This is a genomic window from Streptomyces sp. NPDC059957, from assembly GCF_042730015.1.
Taxonomy (GTDB): Bacteria; Actinomycetota; Actinomycetes; order Streptomycetales; family Streptomycetaceae; genus Streptomyces.
The window spans coordinates 148,361-172,467 of sequence record NZ_JBHWMB010000006.1 but is presented as its reverse complement, the minus strand read 5'-3'; the positions used below and the strand labels follow the sequence as shown (position 1 = coordinate 172,467).

The 24,107-nt window shown below is 71.1% G+C and carries 18 protein-coding genes; 16 read left to right on the top strand and 2 right to left on the bottom strand.

Annotated elements, in window-relative coordinates; all coding sequences use genetic code 11:
• Positions 1-39: 39 nt before the first annotated feature.
• Entirely contained in the window at positions 40-915 is an 876-nt protein-coding gene (locus ACFWBW_RS06595; RefSeq protein WP_385368996.1) for a helix-turn-helix transcriptional regulator, read from the bottom strand.
• 401 nt (positions 916-1,316) lie between these two features.
• Here ACFWBW_RS06595 and ACFWBW_RS06590 point away from each other — a divergent pair, with 401 nt between their 5' ends.
• The 14 genes from ACFWBW_RS06590 to ACFWBW_RS06525 all read left to right on the top strand — a co-directional run bounded on the left by ACFWBW_RS06590 (position 1,317) and on the right by ACFWBW_RS06525 (position 19,178).
• A complete protein-coding gene (locus tag ACFWBW_RS06590) occupies positions 1,317-2,120 on the top strand; it encodes a hypothetical protein (protein WP_385368995.1) in 804 nt (267 codons plus the stop codon).
• 228 nt (positions 2,121-2,348) lie between these two features.
• Entirely contained in the window at positions 2,349-2,891 is a 543-nt protein-coding gene (locus ACFWBW_RS06585; RefSeq protein WP_385368993.1) for a GNAT family N-acetyltransferase, read from the top strand.
• Between the two features lie 308 nt (positions 2,892-3,199).
• Positions 3,200-3,784 carry a cysteine hydrolase family protein gene (locus ACFWBW_RS06580; RefSeq protein ID WP_385368991.1) on the top strand — a complete coding sequence of 195 codons (585 nt, stop codon included), beginning with the start codon at positions 3,200-3,202 and terminating at the stop codon, positions 3,782-3,784.
• 43 nt (positions 3,785-3,827) lie between these two features.
• Positions 3,828-4,853, top strand: a complete 1,026-nt coding sequence (hypE, locus tag ACFWBW_RS06575) for a hydrogenase expression/formation protein HypE (protein ID WP_385368989.1) — start codon at positions 3,828-3,830, stop codon at positions 4,851-4,853.
• Between the two features lie 23 nt (positions 4,854-4,876).
• Positions 4,877-7,279: a carbamoyltransferase HypF gene (gene hypF / locus ACFWBW_RS06570; protein ID WP_385368987.1), complete on the top strand. Its 2,403-nt coding sequence runs from the start codon at positions 4,877-4,879 to the stop codon at positions 7,277-7,279.
• Between the two features lie 14 nt (positions 7,280-7,293).
• On the top strand, positions 7,294-8,628 hold the full coding sequence (locus ACFWBW_RS06565; RefSeq protein WP_385368985.1) for a diaminobutyrate--2-oxoglutarate transaminase family protein: 1,335 nt from the start codon (positions 7,294-7,296) through the stop codon (positions 8,626-8,628).
• Positions 8,629-8,688: 60 nt separating this feature from the next.
• Positions 8,689-9,429 carry a hypothetical protein gene (locus ACFWBW_RS06560; RefSeq protein WP_385368983.1) on the top strand — a complete coding sequence of 247 codons (741 nt, stop codon included), beginning with the start codon at positions 8,689-8,691 and terminating at the stop codon, positions 9,427-9,429.
• Positions 9,410-10,825, top strand: coding sequence for an MFS transporter (locus ACFWBW_RS06555; protein WP_385368981.1), 1,416 nt, complete (start codon positions 9,410-9,412; stop codon positions 10,823-10,825). Before ACFWBW_RS06560 ends, ACFWBW_RS06555 begins: the two co-directional genes overlap by 20 nt.
• 10 nt (positions 10,826-10,835) lie before the next feature.
• Complete coding sequence (locus ACFWBW_RS06550) at positions 10,836-12,155, top strand: amidohydrolase (RefSeq protein ID WP_385368979.1); 1,320 nt, start codon at positions 10,836-10,838, stop codon at positions 12,153-12,155.
• On the top strand, positions 12,152-13,444 hold the full coding sequence (locus ACFWBW_RS06545; RefSeq protein WP_385368977.1) for an acetyl-CoA carboxylase biotin carboxylase subunit family protein: 1,293 nt from the start codon (positions 12,152-12,154) through the stop codon (positions 13,442-13,444). Before ACFWBW_RS06550 ends, ACFWBW_RS06545 begins: the two co-directional genes overlap by 4 nt.
• A 95-nt stretch (positions 13,445-13,539) precedes the next feature.
• Positions 13,540-16,152 carry an acetyl-CoA carboxylase biotin carboxylase subunit family protein gene (locus tag ACFWBW_RS06540; RefSeq protein ID WP_385368975.1) on the top strand — a complete coding sequence of 871 codons (2,613 nt, stop codon included), beginning with the start codon at positions 13,540-13,542 and terminating at the stop codon, positions 16,150-16,152.
• Positions 16,149-17,489, top strand: coding sequence for an MFS transporter (locus ACFWBW_RS06535; protein WP_385368973.1), 1,341 nt, complete (start codon positions 16,149-16,151; stop codon positions 17,487-17,489). The genes ACFWBW_RS06540 and ACFWBW_RS06535 overlap by 4 nt, the downstream gene beginning before the upstream one ends.
• Positions 17,486-18,751, top strand: coding sequence for a PLP-dependent aminotransferase family protein (locus tag ACFWBW_RS06530; protein ID WP_385368971.1), 1,266 nt, complete (start codon positions 17,486-17,488; stop codon positions 18,749-18,751). The genes ACFWBW_RS06535 and ACFWBW_RS06530 overlap by 4 nt, the downstream gene beginning before the upstream one ends.
• Before the next feature lie 52 nt (positions 18,752-18,803).
• Positions 18,804-19,178: a nuclear transport factor 2 family protein gene (locus tag ACFWBW_RS06525; RefSeq protein ID WP_266908675.1), complete on the top strand. Its 375-nt coding sequence runs from the start codon at positions 18,804-18,806 to the stop codon at positions 19,176-19,178.
• 108 nt (positions 19,179-19,286) lie between these two features.
• On the opposite strand, the gene ACFWBW_RS06520 is transcribed toward ACFWBW_RS06525, so the two are convergent.
• Complete coding sequence (locus tag ACFWBW_RS06520; RefSeq protein ID WP_385368968.1) at positions 19,287-19,886, bottom strand: DUF937 domain-containing protein; 600 nt, start codon at positions 19,884-19,886, stop codon at positions 19,287-19,289.
• Between the two features lie 308 nt (positions 19,887-20,194).
• Between ACFWBW_RS06520 and ACFWBW_RS06515 the strand changes: the two genes are divergently transcribed.
• Positions 20,195-22,441 (top strand): ATP-dependent RecD-like DNA helicase, encoded by a 2,247-nt coding sequence (locus ACFWBW_RS06515; RefSeq protein ID WP_385368967.1) that lies wholly within the window; start codon positions 20,195-20,197, stop codon positions 22,439-22,441.
• 183 nt (positions 22,442-22,624) lie between these two features.
• Entirely contained in the window at positions 22,625-23,914 is a 1,290-nt protein-coding gene (locus tag ACFWBW_RS06510) for a citrate synthase (protein ID WP_327252830.1), read from the top strand.
• Positions 23,915-24,107 lie beyond the last annotated feature (193 nt).

Here is a 24,107-nt window from a genome sequence, read left to right as displayed (position 1 = left end):
CGTCCGGGCCGCACGCGCGCGGCCCGGGCGGCCGGAGGGTCAGACACCGTTGAAAGGCTCCTTGCCCAGCAGATATCCGGCGTGCAGCCGGTTGCGGGCTCCGATGCTCTTCATGATGTTCGCAATGTGGCGTTGGCAATTCCGCAACGATATCCCGACCACATGCGCTATTCGGTTGTCCGATTCACCCTGAATGAGCAGCGAGACGATCGTCTGCTGAATATCCGAGGTAATCGCGGCGCGCGCGGGCCGGTCGTCGTCCGAGGTGAATTTCTCGGCCGCGCTCCAGGCCCGCTCGAAAGCCTCCACAAGAAATGAGACAAGGTGGCTGTTTTTCGATACCGCCGCACCGTGGGAGCCGTCCGAAAGCGGCAAGATCGCCACTTCCTTGTCGAAGATGATGCAGCGCGGAAAACCGTGCGCGAGCGTGCACACCTCCGCGCCGAGCGGTGCGACCCGTGCGACGAAGGACGCGGTGACCGGGCTGAACCGGGCCGTGTGCTGGTACAGGGTGCGCATCCGGACACCGCGTTCCAGCAGTCGTTCGGTGCGGTCCAGGCTCTCCTGGAGCACCTCCGTGTCCCGGGCTCCGCCGGGCTGGGAGGTCATGACCTCCGTACGGCAGCCGACCGCGAGGCCGGCGATGAGTTTGCGGACGTCCTCTACGCCCGGGATCAACTCCAGCGCGGTCTCGTCCTTCAGGTGCGCCGTCGTGAGGGTCAACAGGTCGAGATCGCCGCGTAGTTGATCGAGGAAGGTCTGGGTCTCGTTCAGGCTGTGCTGCGCCGGGTTGAGGACCTTGATGCGTGCGTGGTCCACGGGGTACGGGGTGTAGATGTTGCTCACGGGGCACTTGCTGAGCAGTCCCAAGGTCTCCAGGGACGCCGCGGCCGCCGCTATTTCCTCGGTGGTCATGCCGAGGGCTGTCGCGGCCGTATCGCATGTTGTTCCGGGTGTCTGTGTACAGAACCGGTAGAGACGGTCTCCGGCAGGGGTGAGCCGGGGCACGGGAAAAGGGTGGACTTGTCTGATTGTGTTCAATTCATCCCCCTGTCATGTTTTCGCCAGCGGCAACATGATCCCAGAAAGGGATGGCTCCGGATGTCGAAGAACGGACAGGATGAGGCCGAAGCTGATCCGGACCGCAGGACATCTTGAGGGGCAGGCAAGCATGCCACGTATAGCGAGTTTCCTCATCGCCATTGCGGCAACTTTCGCGGTGACCGTCTTCCTGGCCCCGTCGACTGGTGGTGCGGCGAACATCGCCGGCCCCACTGGTCCGGGTCAGGTAGCCAACGATCTCGGCTGGGGATGAGATGCCTCGTAGTAAGTCGTACAACACGTACTCCAACCTGCAGCGCCCTGAGTTCCGCAAGCGCGTCGACGAGCTCCTGCTGAAGTTCGAGCGGGACTTCTACGAGCGCAGCGCGGGCGCCGACGGGATGCTCGACAAGGAGAAGTTCGACCTCGAGCTGTACAAGCGGCACAACGTCGAGACGATGATCCGGATCGGCCTCAAGCGTGCCGTCGACCCGCTCATCGCCAACTACTGGGCGACCCGCGACCCGCAGCTCTGCAAGGAGTGGGGCATGTACGGAGCGGAGGAGGGCCGCCACGACCGCATGTTCGCCGGCGACCTGCACAAGGTCGGCATGACGGACGAGGAGATCTACGCGATCCGTCCGACCTTCGCCACCGAGCTGCTCAACGGGTACTTCTACTACACGATGGCCACCGAGGGTCCGCTGGCCGCGATGATCAGCGGGTTCTACCTCGAGTACATCGCGGGCAAGACGCAGCCCGACTGGCTGGACATCATGGAGCAGCACGTCGGCGCCGACAAGACCAAGGGCGCCCGCGCCCACCTGGCCCTCGACGACGACGACGACCACGTCGACATGGTCTGGAACCTGATCATGCGCGTGATCAAGGACGAGTCCGACGAGGAGCGCTTCGTCGAGCACCTCATCAAGATCAACTCGCTGTTCGTGTCGTACTTCGTCGAGGTCTACGCGGCCACCGTGCTCGGCGCCGGCGCCGACGCCTCGCTGCTGACCCAGGCCGCACCGGCCGCCGCCGTACAGACCAACCTGCAGACGAAGGCCACCGCTTCGGTCTGACCGACCGGCCCACACCTGCCGACGACGCCCTGAAGGCCGAAGGGTCGAGGGGCCGAAGGGCCGACACTCCCGCAGTCCGGCGATCCCGGGCATTGCGTTCCAGATGTGCCGCACAGCCCCCCGCACGGGGGGCGGTGCCGCGATGTCCGGGGTCCGGCTGCTCCACCCGTCTACTCACCAAGGAAGACGATGCATTATTCATGGCCTCGCGAACTGTCCGAACAGGACATGCGCGAAATGATCGAGCTGATGGACGCCGTCGCGGTCAAGGAGATGACCCTCGGCTTCTACGAACCGGTGGGCCTGGAGAAGGGCCTGCCCCTGATGCGGGCCTTCGAGGCCGACCTGCAGAAGGGCGCCGTCGACCTCCTGCACGTCCGCACCGACGAAGGCCGCATCGTCGGCATGGTGACGCTCGCCCGGGCCCCGCTGCCCGCCCGCCGCCACATCGTCGAAATGCGCCGCTGCGTCGTCGCCCCCGACTACCGCGGGCAGTTCCTGCTCGAAGGCTGGGCCGAGGCCCTGCGCAAGGTCGGCGAGATGGGCTGCGACGTCATCACGCTCGAAGTCCGCGACGACGGCCCCTCCGTGCTCTGGCAGCGACTGGGCTTCCGCGAATACGGGCGGCTGCCCGACTACGCCCGCGCCGACGGCCGTCCCGTCACCGGGTTCTACATGCACGCCCGGCTCGCCGACATCACGGACCACTTCGAGGCCACCGGCACCTGGCTGCACGAGCTCGAATCCGACCGCGTCGCGGTCGCGAGCTGACCTCCCCACCGGCAGGCCGTACGCGCGGCGCCTCGTCCGCGCCCCGTGCCTGAGGTACGTCCCGCGCACCCGCACCCGCACCCGCACCTGCGCCCCTCTTGACCGCCGCGCCGCCCGAACAGGCTGCCGCGCAGGCGCCGTACACCGAGCCCGTGCGCCACGGCCCTTCGCGGCCGACCGTCCGGTGCGCACCCTCGCGCCCCACCCACCGCTCCACCGATCCCACCTCACCCACCGCCCGCCGGGGCGCACGTCGACGTGCGCCGGCCGGGCTCCGGGCCCACACCACTCCACCGAAGGGCACAGCCATGTCCAAGATCGCCGTCCTGACCAACGACCTCCAGTACGAACTGGTCGAGAAGAACCCGGAGCGCATCGCCGCCGTCGAGGCCGCGACCCCCCACTTCACGGGCTTCCTCGACGAGATGCGCAGCCGCGGCCACCACATCTTCCACCTGCAGCTCGTCAACGACCCGGACGACCCGAACGCCGAGCGCTACGACGGCCACCTCCCGGTCCAGCGCGGCACCCACGGCGCCGACATCATCGAGGCCTTCCTGGCCCCCGAGGACGTCGTCATGGAGAAGAGCAAGGACTCGGGCTTCTACGAGACCGACCTGCACGAGCGCCTCCAGGCCCTCGGCGTGGACACCGTGCTGATCACCGGCATGCAGACGCAGATATGCGTCCAGACCACCGCCGCCGACGCGTTCTTCCGCGGCTACAACATCTGGGTCCCGTCCGACTGCGTCGTCTCGGCCCGCCTGGACGACAAGCAGCGCGCCCTGGACTGGCTGGAGGGCTACTGCGCCACCGTGACCGACTCCACCGAGGTCATCAAGGTCCTCGACGCCGAGGGCGGCCTGCCCCGCAAGAACATCAAGACCCCGTGACCACGCCCCTCTCCGCAACTTCCCGTTCCAGAAAGGAACAGGCATGACCACGAGCGTGGATCCCACCGAATTCATCGTCCTCGACCACGGCACCGGCGCGAAGCTCAGCCAGGACCTGCTCCAGGTGATCGCGTCGACCCTCGGCGACGTGTACATCGGCATCATGGAGGACAGTGCGATCCTCAAGATCGAGGGCGACCGCATCGCGATGACCACCGACTCCTTCGTGGTCGACCCGCCGTTCTTCGGCAACGGGGACATCGGGAAGATCGCGGTCTGCGGCACGGTCAACGACCTGGCCGTGGCCGGCGCCCGGCCCAAGTACCTCACCCTCGGGATGATCCTGGAGACCGGGCTCCCGATCCCCAAGCTGGTCCGGGCCCTGGAGTCGATCCGCGACACCGCCCGCGAGGCCGGCGTACAGATCGTCGGCGGGGACACCAAGGTGGTCCGCAAGGGCGAGGCCGACCAGATCTACCTGAACACCGCGGGCGTCGGGGTCTTCGAGCGCGAGCCGCTCACCATGACCGACGTGCGCCCCGGCGACAAGGTGATCCTCAGCGGCCCCATCGGCAACCACACGGTGCACCTGCTCTCCATCCGCGAGGGACTCGGCTTCGAGCAGCGCGTGGACAGCGACTGCGCTCCGCTCAACGGCCTCGTCGACACGGTCCTGTCGAACACGGTGCCCGGTGCCGTCCGCTCGATGCGCGACGTCACCCGTGGTGGTCTGACGGCCGTGCTCCACGAGTACGCGGGCAAGCTCGGCCGCACCATCCGCGTCACCCAGGACGACCTGCCCATCCAGCACGAGACGGCCATGGCCGCCGACATGCTCGGGATCAACCCGCTGCACTGCGCCAACGAGGGCTGCCTGGCGCTCTTCGTGGACCCGGCGGCCGAGGCGGAGGTGCTGGCGGCCCTGCGTTCCCAGCCCTACGGCAAGGACGCGGTGACCATCGGCGAGGTGTCCGAGGACACCGAAGGCCTGGTGCTGCTGCGCGACACGGACGGCCGCGAGACCCAGCTCGAGGAACTCCTCGGCGCCGAACTCCCCCGGCTCTGCTGAGACAAGGGACCGAGGAGACCGCCATGAGCACCGAGCAGACCGTCACGGAGCGGCCCGAAGGGATCACGGGCGCCGACAGCGCCCACAGTGCTGTCGACGAGTGGCGCATCCGCGTCACCGGCGTGGTCCAGGGCGTCGGCTACCGGCCGTTCGTCTACAAGCTGGCCCGTGAACTCGGCCTCTCCGGCTGGGTTCGCAACGACCCCGAGGGCGTGCTGGTGGAGGCGTCCGGACCGGTCGCCGCCCTGGAGGAGTTCGCGGCGGGCCTCAGCGGCCGCGCCCCCGAGCTCGCCCGGGTGGACGAGGTCCGGCCGACCAGGGGACTGGACCGCGGCACCGTGCCCGAGGGCCCGTTCACCATCGTGCACAGCGAGCACACCGGAGCCCGGTCCGCGCTGCTCCCGGCGGACACCCACGTCTGTGGCGACTGCCAGGCGGAACTTCGCGACCCGAAGGACCGCCGGCACCGCTACCCCTTCATCAACTGCACCAACTGCGGGCCCCGGTACTCCATCATCCAGGACCTGCCGTACGACCGTCCGATGACCACCATGGCCACCTTCACCATGTGCGCGGACTGCAAGGCCGAGTACGAGGACCCGATGGACCGGCGCTACCACGCGCAGCCCAACGCCTGCCCGGACTGCGGCCCCCGGCTGCTGCTCCAGGACCGCGAGGGGAACACGGCCGAAGGGGACGAGGCGCTCCTGCGGGCCGCCCGGGTCCTCGCGGACGGCGGGATCGCGGCCATGAAGAGCGTCGGCGGCTTCCACCTCGTGGTGGACGCGACCAACGCCGAGGCCGTGGCGCTGCTGCGCAGCCGCAAGCGCCGCGACTCCAAGCCGTTCGCGGTGATGGTCCGCGACCTCACCACGGCTCAGGGCCTGGTGGAGCTCTCCGAAGCGGAGATCGACGTCCTGCGCTCGCCGGCCCGGCCCATCCTGCTGGCCCGCAAGCGCGCGGGCTCCCTCCCGGAGTCCGTGGCCCCGCGCAACCCCAACCTGGGGATCATGCTGCCCTCGGCACCCCACCACCACCTGCTGCTGGACGAGCCAGGCCTCGAGGCGCTCGTCGCCACCAGCGGCAACATCTCCGGCTACCCCATCGCCTACCGCAACGAAGAGGCCCTGGAGCAGCTCTTCGAGATCGCGGACGTGATCCTCTACCACGACCGCGACATCGAGATCCGCGTCGACGACTCGGTGGTCCGCCTCTCCGACCACCCCGAGCTGGACGCACCGCTCCTCCAGTTCATCCGCCGGGCCCGCGGCTACGCCCCCTACCCGGTGGACGTCGGCCGCGACGTGGCCCCCGTGGTCGCCCTCGGCGCCGAACTGAAGACGACCGTCGCCCTCACCAACGGCTCCCAGGTCTTCCTCAGCCAGCACATCGGCGACCTCAAGAACGACGAGACCTTCGCCGCGCACCACCGCACCGCCCGGCACCTGGCGCAGCTCTACGCGCTCAAGCCCGAGGTCACGGCGCACGACATGCACCCGCAGTTCCGCTCCACCCGGGCCGCCCTGGACGAGGACGGTACGGGCCCGGCGCTCCCCACCGTCGAAGTCCAGCACCACCACGCCCACATGGCCTCCTGCATGGCGGAGAACCACGTGAGCGGCACCACCCTCGGCGTGATCTTCGACGGGTTCGGCTACGGCGAGGACGGCACGGTCTGGGGCGGGGAGTTCCTCCTCGGGGACTTCGCCGCCTACCGCCGGGTCGGCCGGATGCGCGGCCTGCCGCTGATCGGCGGGGACCAGGCCGTACGCGAACCCATCCGCACCGGGTACGCGCTCGCCCTGGACGCCTTCGACGGGGACGGCGACCGGGCCCTCGCGGGCTTCCCCGCCCTCGCCGCGCTCGACGAGCAGCGCCGGCAGGTCTTCGCCACGATGGCCGCCCGCGGGATCAACTCCCCGCCCACCTCCAGCATGGGCCGGCTCTTCGACGGGGCCGCCGCCCTCGCCGGGGTCTGCGCCAAGGCCGAGTACGAGGCCCAGGGCCCGATCGAGCTGGAGGGGCTGCTCGACCGCGACGCCGCCCCGGAGCCGCAGGCCTCGTACCGCTTCGGGGCCTATGAGGCCGACGGACTGACCGAGGTGGACCCGCGGCCCGTGATCCGGGCCATGGCCGCCGACATCGCCGGCGGGCTGCCCGTCGACCGGATCAGCCGCCGCTTCCACACGGCGGTCGTCGAGATGGTGCGCGAGCGCTGCAAGGCCCTGCGGGAGGAGACCGGGGTCAACCAGGTCGCCCTCTCCGGAGGCGTGTTCCTCAACGAGTTCCTGCTGCTCAACTGTCTGACCGGGCTGACCGCCGACGGTTTCGACACCTATGTCCACCGGCTCGTCCCCACCAATGACGGAGGGATCGCCCTCGGCCAGGTCATGGTCGCGGACGCCCGCTCACGCCCGAGGAATTGAAGAGGAGTGACGACGTGACCACCCTCACGCCGGACGAGATGTACACCTTCGTCGAGGCGCGCGAATCGGGCGCCCGGACCTACGCCAACGCCTTCGGCAAGCTGCTCGCCGAAGGCCACGGCGCACGGATCCGCGACGGGCACGGCCGCGAGTACCTGGACTGCCTCGCCGCGGCGGGCACCCTCGCCCTGGGGCACAACCACCCCGGCGTACTGACCGCGGTGGGGGAGTACCTCACCTCCGGTCAGGTCCAGCAGGCACTGGACCTGACCACCCCGGCCAAGTACGAGTACCTCCAGGCGCTCTACGAGCGGCTGCCGGGCACCATGGCGGACACCTTCAAGACGCAGTTCTGCGGACCGGCGGGCACCGACGCCACCGAGGCCGCCATCAAACTGTTCAAGATCGCCACCGGCCGCCGCACGGTGATCTCCTTCCACGGGGCGTACCACGGCATGACGGCGGGCGCCCTCGCCCTCACCGGCAACCTGGGCGCCAAGGAGTCCGTGCCCTCCCTGATGCCGGACGTCCACCACCTGCCCTACCCCTACGACTACCGCTGCCCCTTCGGAATCGGCGGCGAGGCGGGCATCCAGGCCGGCCTGACCTACATCGAGCGTCTGCTCACCGACCCGGAGAGCGGCATCACCACACCGGCCGCGATCTTCGTCGAAGCCGTCCAGGGCGAGGGCGGGGTCATCCCGGCGCCGGCCTCCTGGCTGCGCGGCCTGCGGGAGATCACCACCCGGCTGGACATCCCGCTCGTCCTGGACGAGATCCAGGCCGGCTTCGGACGCACCGGCACCATGTGGGCCTTCGAGGAGTCCGGGATCGAACCGGACGCCGTCCTCGTGTCCAAGGCGGCCGGCGGCGGCTTCCCGCTGTCGCTGCTGCTCTACCACGGCAAGTACGACGCCTGGACGCCCGGAGCCCACGCGGGGACCTTCCGCGGCAACCAGATCGCCCTGGTCGCGGGACTCGCCGCCATGCGGGTCACAGAGGCCGAAGGGCTGATCGAAAAGGCCGCCGCCAAGGGCAGGTTGATCGGCGCCCTCCTCGGCCGACTGGCCGCCGGCCACCCCGAGATCGGGCAGGTCCGCGGCCGGGGCCTGATGTGGGGCCTCGAGATCGTCGACCCCGCGGGCCCGGCCGACCGGCTCGGTTCGCTGCCCGCCGACGGGGCCCGGGCCAAGCGCATCAAGCGCGCCTGCCTGGACCACGGGCTGCTGCTGGAGAGCGGCGGCCGGCACGGCGCCGTGCTCCGGCTGCTTCCGCCACTGGTGATCACCGACGAGGAGATCCACGAGATGGCAGCGGCGCTGGAGAAAGCTCTGATCGACTGCGCCTGAGCCGGAGAAGCCGGCACGGCACGGCAGAGCACGGATCCACGAAGAGTAGGGACAGCGAACATGGCAATGGCCACGGGAACGAACAACGGTCAGCGCGGCGGCGAGTGGCGGGTCGACTTCGACGCGGAGGTCGTCTTCAGCAACGGAGGCGCCCTGCAGATGCAGGGGTTCCGCCTGGACATCCCCGGCGACGACATCGCCGACGGGGAACTGGGCGAACTGATCGTCCGCCACCTCGGACTGCTGATGGTCGGCAGTACGAAGATCACCCGCCGGGAGCTGCTCCAGGAGCCCCACAAGGGTTCCCGGAACACCGGCTCCCACGCCGGTTCGGGCCGCACCACGACGGACCTGACCGGCCCCGCGACCCGGGCCGCCTGGCCGTCGGGCCCGGGCGGCGCCGCACCGGGCCTGGCCGGCCTGGTGGACCTTCCCGTGGTCCTGGTCCGGCTCCTCGGAGCCGGAGCGCCGGTCGCCGACCGGCTCGCGCTGGCGCCCTTCGACCTCGCGGGGCACGCCGTCGTCGTGCAGACCGGCCGCGCGGCCGGCCCGTACCTCACCGAGGACGCCGTGGCCCTGCTCGCCGGGCAGGGCGCCCTGCTCGTGGCCACGGACAGCCGCGAGGGCAACGGCCCGGTGGCGGCGGCGCTCGCCGCCGCCGGCCTGCCCGCCCTCACGGGTCTGACCGGCCTGGAAGCCCTCCCGGCGACCGGGGTCCGGCTGCACGCCGTGCCCTTCCCCGGCCAGGACAACTCACTGATCAGGGTCTACGGAGTGACAGATGACCAGCACCAAGACTGACCGTCAGGCGGCGGGCGGCCTCCCGGCGGACGGCGCGGAGGCGGCCACCACCGCCCCCGCGCCGGCCCGGCGCCCCCGCCGGGAACTGGCCGCCGCCACCGTCGGATCGGTCGTCGAGGCCTACGACTGGACCATCTACGGCATCCTCGCCCCCTACTTCGCCGAGGCGCTGTTCCCCGGCACCTCGCCCACGGCCAAACTCATCGCCGCCTACCTGGGCTTCGCCCTCGGCTTCCTGGTCCGCCCGCTGGGCAGCGTGCTCATCGGCCGGCTCACCGACACCCGCGGCCGGCGCTACGGACTGACCCTCACCGTCGGCCTGATCGCCGCCGGCTCCCTGTTCCTGGCCGTCATACCCGGCTACGCCGCCATCGGTTTGGCGGCTCCGCTCCTGGTGGTCGGGGCCCGGCTGGTGCAAGGCCTGTCGGTCGGGGCGGAGAACCCGAGCGTGGCCGCGTACGTCACCGAGACCGCGCCGGCCGGGCGCCGCTACTTCTACAGCGCCGTCTCCTACGGGGGCGTGGTGCTGGGCAGCGCGCTCTCCTTCATCGTCATGACCGTCCTGCTCGGGGTGTTCGGGGAGAGCGGAGTCGAGGACGGCGCCTGGCGCTACGGCTTCGCCTTCGGCGGGCTGCTCGGGCTGACCGCCCTGTGGATCCGGCGCGGGGCGGCGGAGAGCGGGGTCTTCACGGCCGCGGCGGGCAAGCCGGCGGACCGGGCAACGGGGGAGCCGGCGGGCAAGGCAGCGCGCGAGGCGGCCGCGAAGGCCAAGGCACCGAGCCCCTGGCCGGTGTTGCGGGCCCATCTCGGGCGGCTCGCCGTGGTGTTCGCCATCACCTCCGGGGCCACCACCACCTTCTACTTCGTCACCGTCGACTTCCCCTCGTACGCCGAGAGCGCCGGTGCCGCCACCAAGGAGGAGACCTCCGCCGCCCTGCTCCTCGGCATGGTGGCGCTCCTCGCGGCCATGCTCGGCGGCGGCAAGGCGGCCGACCGGTTCGGCGCCCTGCCCGTGCTGCGCCTCGGCTTCGCCGGGCTCGCCCTGGGCACCGTGCCGCTGCTGCTGGCCATGACCTCCGGACAGGCGCCCGTCCCCGTAGTCACCGTCGTCCTGCTCTTCCTGCTGGGCCTCCCGCTCGCGGTGAGCAACGTCTTCGCGGGGCAGCTGTTCCCGCCGGCGGTGCGCGCCGTCGCCGTCGGCCTGCCCACCGCGGTCGCGATCAGCCTGTTCGGCGGCACGTTCCCGATGCTCGCGGAACTCCTGAGATCGGCCGGCCACAACGCCTGGCTGCCGTGGTGGCCCGCACTGACCGCCGCGGCGGCGCTGGCCGCCTCATGGGCCGTACACGAACATCCCGGTCGCGAACACCCCGTGTCCGTCACCCCTCATGCCTGAGAAGGACGTCATGACTGCACTGCTCGAAGGCCTCGACTCGCTGATGCCGGCCCTGGAGGCCGACTACCGCGAGCTGCACACCCACCCCGAACTCGCCTTCCAGGAGAAGCGGACGGCGGCCCTCGTCGCCGAGCGGCTGGCCGCCCAGGGCGGCTGGGAGATCACCACCGGCGTCGGCCGCACCGGCGTGGTCGCGGTCCTGGTCAACGGCGACGGACCGGTGGTCATGCTGCGCGCCGACATGGACGCGCTGCCCGTCAAGGAGGCCACCGGGCTGCCCTACGCGAGCACCGAGACCGCCACCGACGAAGCGGGCGCCGAGGTCCCGGTGATGCACGCCTGCGGCCACGACCTGCACGTGGCCGCACTGATCGGGTCCTGCGCCCTGTTCGCCCGTAACCGCGGGGCCTGGAGCGGCACCGTCGTCGCCGTCTTCCAGCCGGGGGAGGAGAGCGGCTACGGAGCGCGCGAGATGGTCGAGGACGGCCTCTTCGAGCGCTTCCCGCGCCCCGACGTGATCCTCGGCTCGCACGTGGGACCCGGGCCCGTCGGCCTCATCGCGACCCTGCCGGGCACGGTCATGGGCGCCACCGACTCCCTCACCGTCAAGCTCTTCGGGCGCGGCGGCCACGGCTCCAAGCCCGAGGCGGCCGTGGACCCCGTGGTGATGGCGGCCTCGCTCGTACTGCGGCTCCAGACGATCGTCTCCCGCGAGATATCCGCCCAGGAACCGGTGGTGGTCACCATCGGCAAATTGCACGCCGGCACCACCGCCGCGGTCATACCCGACACGGCCGAGCTCGGCATCAACGTGCGCACCAGCTCCGCGCCGGTCCGCGAGAAGGTCCTCGCGGCCGTCGAGCGCCTCGCGCGCGCCGAGTCGGCCGCCGCGGGCGCGACCGCGGACCCGGAGATCACCTCGGTCTACCACCTGCCCATGACCGTCAACGACACCGCGAGCGCCGAGCGGGTGGCCGAAGCCCACCGGGAGCACTTCGGGGCCGGCGCCGTCATGACGATGGGCCCGACCACCGCCAGCGAGGACTTCGGCCTCCTCGCCACCGCCGCTCAGGTCCCCTCGGTGTACTGGTTCTACGGCGGCCTCGACCCGCAGGCCTTCGGCGAGGCCTTCGCCGCCGGCAAGCTGGACGAGCTCCCGCAGAACCACTCCTCCACCTTCGCGCCCGTGGCGGGACCCGCGCTCTCCGTCGGCGTCCGCACGATGGCTACGGCCGCCCTGCCGTGGCTCGCCGCCGCCGCCTCCGCAGCCGCCGCCGCCTCCGCAACCGACCCCGGTGCCGACGCGGGTGAGGGGGGCGAGACGGCATGAGCGTCGCCGACCGGCCGCACATCATCGTCCTGCACCGCTGGCGGGACACCCACGCGCACTACGCCGACTACCTGGACCACGGCGCCGCCCACGTCACCTACGTGAGCACCGAGCTCGGCCGCGCCTCCCTGCCGCAGAGCGCCGCCGCCGTGACCACCGTCGGGCTGACCGACGACCTGCCCGCCGTCCGCGAGGCCGTCACCGGGCTGGTGGCCCGCTTCGGCGCCCCGGCACGGCTGATCGCCCTCAACGAGGGGGACCTGGACACGGCCGCGCTGATCCGCGAGGAGTTCGCGATCCCCGGCCAGCACACCGCCGAACTGGCCGTGTTCCGCGACAAGCTGACCATGTGCCGCACGGCCGAGGCCGCCGGCCTGCCGGTGCCCGCCTTCGCCCCCGCTCCCGACCCGGCCGCCGTGCTCGCCTTCGGCGAGGCCCACGGCTGGCCGCTGGTCGTCAAACCGCACCGCGGCACCGCCAGCCGCGGCGTGGTCCAGATCGACTCCGCCGCCGAACTGGCGGAGCTCGGCCACCTGGTCGCCGCCCTGGCCGCCGAACCGCACCTCGTCCAGAGCTACGTGGACGGGCCGATCCTGCACATCGACGGCCTGTGGGAAGGCGATTCGCTCGGCAGCTGGACCGTCTCGCGCTACGTGGGCGGCACCTGCGCCGACTTCACCCAGGGCACCTGGCTCGGCTCCGTCGAGGAGGACGACCCCGCGCTGCTCGAGGCGGTCGAGGCCTTCGCCGCCGCGGTCGGCCCCGCCCTCGGCGGCTCCCAGCCCTGGGTCTTCCACCTCGAGGCCTTCGTCACCCCCGCCCCCGGCGGCGGGCCCGCGCTGGTCTTCCTGGAGTGCGGGGCCCGGGTGGGCGGCGGGGAGATCCCCTTCACCTGGCGCGACGTCCACGGCATCGACCTGATGGCCGCCGCCGTGGACATCCAGCTCGGCCTGACCCCCGTCCTGCCGCCGCTCAAGACCGGCGAGGTCGGCGGCTACCTGCTGCTCCCGCTCCCGGTGCCCGCCCCCTGCCGGGTCGAAGCGGCCGGCTGGGTACGGGAACCCGCGCCCGGCCGGCTCCCGTACGCCGTCAAGCACACCCCGGTCGGCTCCACGGCCCCGGCGATCAGCGGCTACGAGCACGTCGGCACCCGCTTCCGCTTCCGCGGCTCCTCCACCCGGGAAGTCGAGGCGGCCATCACGGAGTCCGCCGACTCCTTCCGCCTGACCTGCGTCCCCGTCGGAGCCCCACCGGCCGCCGCCGGCGGCGGCGCCGACCGGACGGACTGACCCCCACCACACCTCGCAAGACCTCTCGCACCCCCTGTTCTCCGGGGCGAACCCGCTCCACGCCCCGAACCGGAAAGGAATCCACCGTGGTCTTCATGACCTCCGAACGCCAGCGCGTCATCCTCGTAGGCAGCCGCATACAGCAGTACCGGGAGTACGCCCTGGCCTCCCTCGCCCAGCACTACGAGGTGACGCTCGTCGCGCCGGAGGCGCCGACCTGGCAGGCCCGCTACGTGGACACCCACCGGATCGCCGACACCACGGACGCCGCCAAGCTGTACGCCCCGGTCGCCGACCTGCGCGGCGAGGTCGCCGACGCGGCGATCGTCACCTGGGACGAGTGGTCACTGGTCGCCGTGTCCTCGGTCGCCAAGAAGCTCGGCATGCGGGCCATGGACCCGGCCGCCGCCAAGATCTGCCGCGACAAGTACGCCACCCGCCAGGCCCTGGAAGCGGCCGGCATGGCCGCCGTCCGCTACATCCCGGCCACCACCGAGGAAGAGGCCGTCGCCGCCGCCGAGTCCATCGGCTTCCCCGTCGTCGTCAAGCCCCGCACCCTCGGCGGCAGCTTCGGCGTGATGATGGCCCGCGACGTCGACGGCCTGCGCCGGGCCTTCCGGCTCGCCTCCACCAGTCGGCTGCGCGGCGCCGGCACCACCGCCTCGGTCCTGATCGAGGAGTTCATCGAAGGCCCCGAACTGAGCGTGGACAGCGTCGTCGTGGACGGCGTGGCCACCCCGGTCTGCGTGGCCCGCAAGCGCCTCGGCGCCCACCCGTACTTCGAAGAGGTCGGCCACCTCGTCACCGACTGGCGCCACGAGCCCTGGGCCGACGCCGTCACCCAGCTGGTCCAGGACTCGCACCGCGCCGCCGGAGTCGACTACGGCGTCACCCACACCGAACTGCGCGTCGCCGCCAACGGCCCCCGCCTGATCGAGCTCAACGGCCGCCTCGGCGGCGACCTCATCCCGCACCTGTACAAGCTCGCCACCGGCGTGGACCTGCCGCTGGCCGCCGCCAGGATCGCCTTCGAACAGACCCCCGACATCACCCCGACCCGCGCCCTCAGCGCCGAGGTCCGCTTCCTCTACCCGGCCTACGACGGAGCCGTCGACCGCGTCGTCCTGCCCAGCCCCGAGGACGTCGAGGACCTCGCCGAGGCCGTCGCCCTGGTCGAGCCCGGCGACGAGCTGCTGCTCCCGCCCCGCGGCCTGACCCCCCGCTCCGCCGCGCTCGTCGCGGTCAGCGAGAACCCGGCCGGCACCCGTCGTGCCCTGGACCGCGCCGAGGCCCTCTCCCGTACGGAGGTCTCCGGAGTCGCGGCGCACCGGCTCGGCGCCCGCGTCGAGAACGCCGTGACCCGCCGCTTCTTCGACCACGAGCGCACCGCGGCCCGCCAGACCGTCTCCGGAGTCCGAGGCGTGGAGTGGTTCCGCTACGGGGCCGGCGGCGGCGAGGGGCTCAACCGCCCCGTCTTCCTCAGCGAGGCCGACGTGACGGGCCTGGAGAGCGACCTGAACGGCCTCTTCGAACTGCTCAAGGCGGTGCCCGCCCGGCTCTTCGGCGGCGACCTGCGCGCCTTCGCCACCGCGGTGGGCATGTCCCCCACCCAGGCCGACCTGGTCCTGCGCGGTTCCGTGGACGAGCTCGCCCCGCTCTCCCGCGCCGACCTGTACCGCGAGACCGGCGGCTTCCGCGTCATGGAGCTCAACACCGGCTCCTCGCTGGGCGGCTGGCAGATGGGCGAGTTCGCCCGCGCCCTGATCCAGGACGAGGAGTTCGCGAAGTTCGCGGCCGCCGAGAGCCTGGTCTACCCCGACCCGCTCGCCCGGATCACCGAGGTGCTGCGCCGCCAGGCGCCCTCCCTCGAAGGCATCGAGCGGCCGCTGCTCGCGATCACCGACTGGCCCGAGGGCTTCGAGAAGTCCAAGTGCTGGATGGAGTTCGTCGTACCGGCCTTCGAGCGGCTCGGCTTCGAGACCGTCGTCTGTCACCTGGGCGACTTCGCTTACGAGAACGGCAACGTCGTCCACGAGGGCCGCAAGGTCGACGTGGTCTACCGGATGTTCCTGCCCGGCGAAATGCCCGACGAGCCCCGCACCTACGACCTCGTCAACCCGCTGCTCGACGCCGTCGAGGCCGGCACGGTCGAACTGTTCGCCCCGCTGGACTGCGAGCTGTACGGCAACAAGGGCAGCCTCGCGATGCTCAGCGACGAGCGCAACCGCGCCGTCTTCACCGAGGCCGAGCGCGAGCTGATCGACCGGATCCTGCCCTGGACCCGCTTCGTGCGCGACGAGAAGGTCACCTTCGGCGGCGAGAAGATCGACCTGCTGCCCTACGCCATCGCCAACAAGGACCACCTGGTCCTCAAGCCCACCCTGCTCTACGGCGGCGTCGGCGTCACCCCCGGCTGGACCACCGACCAGAAGGAATGGGTCGCCAAGCTCCGCCAGGCCGTCGACGGCCCGTACGTCCTCCAGCACCGCCTGCTGCCCACCACCGAGCGGTTCCTCTCCGAGGACGGCGAGACCTGCGAGGACATGGCCGTCGCCTACGGGACGCTGATGGTCGACGGACGCTACGCCGGCACCCTGGCCCGCGGAGTCACCGACCCGGCCGTGGGCATCGTGAGCATGCTGCGCGGCGCCCAGATCGGCTGCGCGTTCCACGTGGACCCGGCGGCACAGGGAGTGGAAGCCAAGTGACCGACATCGGGAACGGGGCCGCCGAGCCGGTGGAGGAGACGGTGGCGCCGCCCGCGGCCACCGCCGCCCCCGCCACGCTCTGGCGGGACCCGGAGTTCCTCAAGTTCTGGTCCGGGGAGGCGATCTCGCAGGTCGGGGCCCAGGTCACGACCCTGGCGCTGCCGCTCACCGCGGTGCTGACGCTCGACGCCAGCTCCTCCCAGGTGGGCTTCGTCAACGCGGCCTCCTACGCCCCGTTCCTGATGGTCACCCTCCTGGTCGGCGTCTGGGTCGACCGGGTGCGGCGCAGGCCCCTGATGATCATGGCCAACGTGGGGCGTGCGCTGCTGGTCAGCGCGGTGCCGCTGCTGGCCGTGCTCGACCTGCTGCGCATCGAGTACGTGTACGTCGCCGCGCTGCTCGTGGGCACCCTCACGGTGGTCTTCGACGTCTCCTACCAGTCGTACCTGCCGACCCTGGTCGGCAAGGAGCACCTGGTGGAGGGCAACAGCAAGCTCCAGGGCACCAGTTCGCTGGCCCAGATCGGCGGGCCGGGCCTCGCCGGTCTGCTCATCGGCTGGGTCACCGCCCCCTACGCGCTGCTGATCAACGGGGCCTCGTACCTCGTCTCCGTGCTGACGCTGCTCGCCGTACGGCGCGTCGAGCCCGAGCCGGTGCCCCAACAGGAGCGCACCGGGATCCGGACCAGCATCGCCGAGGGCATCCGGATCATCTGGGACAGCGCCCACCTGCGGGCCTGCGCCCTGCAGTCCGGGCTGTACAACCTGTGCTGGATGTCCCTCCAGACGGTCTTCGTGCTCTACGCGGCCCGCACGCTCGGCATCTCGCCCGGCGGCATCGGCCTGCTGCTGGGCACGGGTGCGGTGGGCTCCCTGGTCGGCTCGATGCTCGCCCAGTGGCTCAAGCGGAAGACGGGACTCGGACCGGCCATCCTGGCGGCCCTGCTGCTGTGCTGCCTGGCCCCGGTGGCCATCCCGGCCGCTCCGGCGAACGGCGGGGCGCTCTCGCTGGTCCTGTTCGTCGCCGCCTTCGGCCTGATCGGGGCCGGCGGCACCATGGCCAACATCCACATCATCAGCCTGCGCCAGTCCATGACCCCGGACCACCTCCTGGGCCGGATGAACGCCGGGTACCGCTTCGTCTCCTGGGGCACGCTCCCGCTCGGCGCCCTGCTGGGCGGCTGGCTCGGCGACCTCATCGGGCTGCGGGAAACGCTGTTCGTCACGGCCGCGCTCTTCCTGACCGCCGTCCTGGTCGTCCTGAAATCGCCGGTGTGGCGCCTGAAGGACTTCCCGCCCCAGATCGTCGCCGAGCCGCGGAAGGCGGACGCAAGATGAGCGCAGCGCAGCAACCCGCCACTCCCCTCGGCGCCCCCGGCGGCATCGAGGCCCCCCGCGGCATCGAAAACCTGCTGGCCCGCCGGACCGGCTGGGGCCGCTCCGACGCGGTGAGCCGGATCCTGGCGGCCGCCGCCGCCCCCGGGGTGCTCTCGATGGCCGGCGGGATCCCGGCCCCCGACAGCTTCCCCGTGACCCGGCTCGCCGAGGCCACCGACCGGCTGTTCGCCGGGTCGGGCGGGTCGGCCGTACGGGCGCTCCAGTACGCCCCCACGGACGGCATCGCCCCCATGCGCGAGGTGATCGCCGCCCGGGCCAGCGCGACCGGGGCCCCGGTCGGCCCCGACCGGGTGATGGTCACCGCGGGCAGCCAGCAGGGCCTGGACCTCGTCGCCCAGACCCTCGTGGACGAGGGCGACGAGGTGGCCCTGGACGACCCGAGCTACCTGGGCGCCGTACAGGTCTTCCGGCGGGCCGGCGCCCGGCTGCTGCCGGTGCCCGGCGACGCGGAGGGGATGCGCACCGACGTACTGGAGCAGCGCCTCCTCGCCGGGGCCCGCCCCAAACTGGTCTACGTCGTACCGCACTTCCACAACCCCACCGGAGCCGTGCTCTCCGAGGAGCGGCGCCGCCACCTGGCCGCGCTGGCCGAGCGGTTCGGCTTCCTCGTCGTCGAGGACGATCCGTACGGGGACCTGGCCTACGAGGGGAGCCGGCTGCCGTCCACCGACGTCCACAGCGGGCGGGTGGTCCGGCTCATGAGCCTGTCCAAGACGGTCTGCCCGGGACTGCGGGTGGCCGGCCTGGTCGCCCCGGCCGAGCTGATCGGGGAACTGGTCGCCGCCAAGCAGTGCGGGGACCTCCAGACCAACACCTTCGGCCAGTACCTCCTCGCAGATCTGCTGGGGGACCCGGAGTTCCTGCCGGCCCATCTGGCAGGCCTGCGCACGCTGTACGGCGGCCGGGCCCGCGCCATGGAGACGCTGCTGCGCGAGCGGCTGCCCTGGCTGGACTTCGAGCGGCCGCGCGGCGGGCTCTTCTTCTGGTGCCGGCTGACCGACACCCGGGTGGGCTCGGACGCGCTGTACGCGCACGCGCTGGCGCAGGGGGTGGCCATCGTGCCCGGCACGCCGTTCTGCATAGAGGAGGACGGCTCGCGGGTCCTGAGGCTGTCCTTCGCCTCCCTGGACGGCGCGCAGCGCCGGGAAGGGGTTTCGCGGCTGTCCGCGGCCTGGGAGAAGGCCCTCGCCGACGGGCCGTGACCGGAGCTTTCCAGCCTTCCGTTTTTCGTCCACACCCTTAAGGAGCAAGGCCGTGACAACGACGTCGCCCGCACCGGTGACCGCCGAATCCCTGGTGGCCCGACTGTTCCAGGTGATCGACTCCCGCTCGTGGGACCGGCTCGGCGAGGTGTTCGCGCCGGACGCCGTGTACGAACGGCCGGGCTACCCGGCACTGGAGGGTCTCGACCGGATCCGCCGGTTCTACGAGCACGAACGGATCATCACTTCGGGGGCCCACGAGGTGAGCCAGGTGACCGGCGGTCTGGCCGCGGCCGCCTGCTGGGGGCGCTTCCAGGGCGCCGACAAGGACGGCAAGACCCTGGACGAGGCCTTCGCCGACACCTACCTCGTGCGCGACGGCAGGATCGAGCGCCGCAAGACCTTCTTCTACCGCCCGGCGATCTGACCGCGGGCCGGGTCCGGACCGCTGGTGCGGTCCGGACCCGGCCCGGGACCGATTCGTCCGAACGGGTGAGGCGCGCTGCTTCGCGCTCCTTCTCGCTCTCTTTTCTCGCTACTTCTTTCCGCCGCCGAGGATCTGGCCGAGGAGGTCGCCGAGGCTGCCGCCGCCTGCCGGGGCCGCGCCCGCCGGACCCGCGGGAGCGGCGCCCGCCGCTCCCGGTACCGCTCCCGGCGACGGGATCGGGGACTCGCCGCCGGCCGCCGTCGGGGCTCCTGCGCCGCCGCCCTTCCCGGAGGCCGCGCGCTTGGCGAAGACCGCCAGCAGGACCGGGATCAGCAGCTCGATGACCCGGGCGACGGTGGGCGCGGGGATGCCGGTCTTCTTCGAGACGGCATTGGCCACGGGCTTGCTCACCTTGGCGAGCACCCCGGCCATCATTCCGCCGCTGAGCATGCCGCCCAGGCCGCCGCCGAGGGTGGCCACGCCTTCCAGCGGGGCCTGGGTGACCTCGGCGAAGGCCTGGCGGACCTCGTTGCCGTCGTCGTCATCGGCGTCGGCCTTCTGCTGGAGGTCGCCGGTCATCGCCCCGACCGTCGTCGCGACGGTGTCACGGGCGCCGTTCGTGTCGGTGCCGAGGAGGCCGGCGATCTCGGTCAGCCGGTCGTCGCCGAGTTCGGTCAGCACGTCGTCCTGGAAGGAAGGTTCGCTCATGTCTGAAACGCTACTTCTGTGGCGATTGGGCGGCACCTCGGATGGCGCCCGGAACCCCCTTGGGTAATGGAAAGGTAAAGTTCCGGATTCGCGTGCAACCACGGGCGGGGGTCGCGGGTCGTATGTTGCGTCGGGACTTCCGGGGGGGATCCGGGGGGATCGGGAAGTCCGACGAGGGAGGGGTAACCGTGAGGGGGTCCGGCCGAAAGGCCGGACCCCCTTTCGGTTGTCCGCTCGCGGTTTCCGGGTGGCCGGCTTTTTTCCACAGGCCCGGCGGGCCCGTCGTACCCGGGCTGTAGCTTCGGGCCATGACGACGAACGCGGCCGTGGCGCCGGCGGTGGTCGAAGGGGTGCTGGAGCGCATCACCTACGCCAACGAGGAGACCGGATACACGATCGCCCGGGTGGACACGGGCCGTGGCGCAGGTGACCTGCTCACGGTCGTCGGCTCCCTGCTCGGGGCCCAGCCGGGCGAGTCGCTGCGCATGGAGGGCCGTTGGGGCTCGCACCCCCAGTACGGCCGGCAGTTCGCCGTGGAGAACTACACGACGCTGCTGCCCGCGACCATCCAGGGCATCCGGCGCTATCTCGGCTCCGGCCTGATCAAGGGCATCGGCCCGAAGATCGCCGACCGGATCGTGGAGCACTTCGGCCTCGACACCCTCGACGTCATCGAGGGACAGCCGAAGCGGCTGATCGAAGTGCCCGGCCTCGGCCCCAAGCGCACCAGGCTGATCGGCGCGGCCTGGGAGGAGCAGAAGGCCATCAAGGAGGTCATGGTCTTCCTCCAGGGGGTCGGCGTCTCCACCTCCATCGCCGTGCGCATCTACAAGAAGTACGCCGACGCCTCCATCTCGGTGGTCAAGAACCAGCCGTACCGGCTCGCCGCCGACGTCTGGGGCATTGGCTTCCTCACCGCCGACCGCATCGCGCAGGCCGTCGGGATCCCGCACGACAGTCCGGAGCGGGTCAAGGCCGGGCTCCAGTACGCCCTGTCCCAGTCCGCCGACCAGGGGCACTGCTTCCTGCCGGAGGACCGGCTCATCGCCGACGGGGTCAAGCTGCTCCAGGTGGACACCGGGCTGGTCATCGACTGCCTGGCCGAGCTGGCCGCCGATCCGGAAGGGGTCGTACGGGAATCCGTCCCGGACCCGCAGGGCGGCCCGGACCCCCTCACCGCCGTGTACCTGGTGCCGTTCCACCGTGCCGAGCTGTCCCTGGCCGGTCAGGTACGCCGCCTCCTGCACGCGCCGGAGGACCGGATGCCCGCCTTCCAGGACGTGGACTGGGACAAGGCCCTGGGCTGGCTCGCCGGCCGGACCGGAGCCACGCTGGCCCCCGCGCAGCGGGACGCCGTCCGACTCGCCCTCACCCGCCGGGTCGCGGTCCTCACCGGCGGGCCGGGCTGCGGAAAGTCCTTCACCGTCCGCTCGATCGTGGAGCTGGCCCGGGCCAAGAAGGCGAAGGTCGTCCTCGCCGCCCCCACCGGCCGGGCGGCGAAACGGCTTGCCGAGCTCACCGGGGCCGAGGCCTCCACCGTGCACCGGCTCCTGGAGCTCAAACCGGGCGGGGACGCGGCGTACGACCGGGAGCGCCCGCTCGACGCGGACCTGGTCGTCGTGGACGAGGCCTCGATGCTCGACCTGCTGCTGGCGAACAAGCTGGTCAAAGCCGTGGCACCGGGTGCCCACCTGCTGCTGGTCGGGGACGTGGACCAGTTGCCCTCGGTCGGGGCGGGCGAGGTGCTGCGCGATCTGCTCGCCGAGGGCGGGCCGGTCCCGGCCGTCCGGCTGACCACCATCTTCCGGCAGGCCCAGCAGTCCGGGGTGGTCACCAATGCCCACCGGATCAACACCGGCCTGCCGCCGATCACCGACGGGCTGCCCGACTTCTTCCTCTTCCCCGAGGAGGACACCGAGGAGGCCGGAAAGCTCGCCGTCGACGTCGCCGCCCGTCGCATTCCGGCCAGATTCGGTCTCGACCCGAGGCGTGACATTCAAGTGCTCGCCCCCATGCACCGCGGCCCGGCCGGCGCCGGAAACCTCAACGCGCTGCTCCAGCAGGCCATCACCCCGGCCCGGCCGGGCCTGCCCGAGAAGCGGTTCGGCGGCCGGGTCTTCCGGGTCGGCGACAAGGTCACCCAGATCCGCAACAACTACGACAAGGGTGCCAACGGGGTCTTCAACGGCACGGTCGGCGTGGTCATCGGCCTTGACCTGGAGGAACAGCGGCTGACGGTGCGCACGGACGAAGACGAGGAAGTGGCCTACGAGTTCGCGGAGCTAGACGAGCTGGCCCACGCGTACGCCGTCACCATCCACCGCTCCCAGGGGAGCGAGTATCCGGCCGTGGTGATCCCGGTCACGACCGGCGCTTGGATGATGCTCCAGCGGAACCTTCTGTATACGGCCGTCACCCGGGCGAAGAAACTGGTCGTCCTGGTCGGGTCCCGCAAAGCCCTGGGTCAGGCGGTGCGTACCGTTTCCGCAGGCAGGAGGTACACAGCCGTCGCACCCAGACTGTCCGGCCGGATACCGGTGGGAAACATCACCTAGATGATCGATCATTTGGGGTTCCTACAACGGTTCCGGAGGGGGCAGGATGTGCACGCTGGCGGCACTGAGTGCCGTCGAAAACACCAAAGCTCGACCCCGAGTGCACTCACCTGCGCCAAATGGGGGAAGGTAGAGGCAGTCAGGGCACCTCGAAGAAGAGGCACTACGTCGGTGAGGGATGACGTGAGCGACAACTCTGTAGTACTGCGGTACGCGGACGGTGAATACACCTACCCGGTGGTCGAGAGCACCGTCGGTGACCAGGGCTTCGACATCTCGAAGCTCAGGGCTCAGACCGGGCTGGTCACCCTGGACAGCGGCTACGGAAACACCGCCGCCTATAAGTCCGCCATTACTTATCTCGACGGTGAGCAGGGCATCCTGCGCTACCGCGGTTACCCGATCGAGCAGCTGGCGGAGCGCTCGACCTTCATCGAGGTCGCGTACCTGCTGATCAACGGGGAGCTGCCGACCGTCGACCAGCTCGCGTCGTTCCGCAACGACATCACCCAGCACACGCTGCTGCACGAGGACGTCAAGCGCTTCTACGACGGCTTCCCGCGTGACGCGCACCCGATGGCGATGCTGTCCTCCGTGGTCAGTGCGCTGTCGACGTTCTACCAGGACAGCCACAACCCGTTCGACGAGAAGCAGCGCAACCTCTCGACGATCCGGCTGCTGGCCAAGCTCCCGACGATCGCGGCGTACGCGTACAAGAAGTCGGTCGGCCACCCGGTGGTCTACCCGCGCAACGACCTCGGCTACGTCGAGAACTTCCTGCGCATGACCTTCTCCGTGCCGGCCCAGGAGTACGACCTGGACCCGGTCGTGGTCGCGGCGCTCGACAAGCTGCTGATCCTGCACGCGGACCACGAGCAGAACTGCTCGACCTCCACCGTGCGTCTGGTCGGCTCCTCGCAGGCGAACATGTTCGCCTCGATCTCCGCCGGCATCTCGGCCCTGTGGGGTCCGCTGCACGGTGGCGCCAACCAGTCGGTTCTGGAGATGCTCGAGGGCATCAAGAACGACGGCGGCGACGTCGACGCCTTCATCCGCAAGGTGAAGAACAAGGAAGACGGCGTCCGCCTGATGGGCTTCGGGCACCGCGTCTACAAGAGCTTCGACCCCCGGGCGAAGATCATCAAGGCGGCGGCGCACGATGTCCTCTCGGCGCTCGGCAAGGACGACGAGCTCCTCGACATCGCCCTGAAGCTGGAAGAGCACGCGCTGGCCGACGAGTACTTCGTCGAGCGCAACCTCTACCCGAACGTGGACTTCTACACCGGCCTGATCTACCGGGCCATGGGCTTCCCGACCGAGATGTTCACCGTGCTCTTCGCGATCGGCCGGCTGCCCGGCTGGATCGCCCAGTGGCACGAGATGATCAAGGAGCCCGGCTCCCGCATCGGCCGCCCGCGCCAGATCTACACCGGCGAGGTCCTGCGCGACTTCGTTCCGGTCGAGTCCCGCTGACCCGAGGGCTGAGCCGCAGTACCCGCAGTACCCGTAAGGCTTGTAGTACAGGAAAAGCGCCCCGCCATCGATCCCCCCACGGGTCGAAGGTCGGGGCGCTTTCCTTACCCCGGAACGGATTCCCCCCACGGGACCCGGACCGGGTGTCTGCGTGCCGAGCGGTGTGTGGTCGCCGTGTAGTCGCCCCAACACG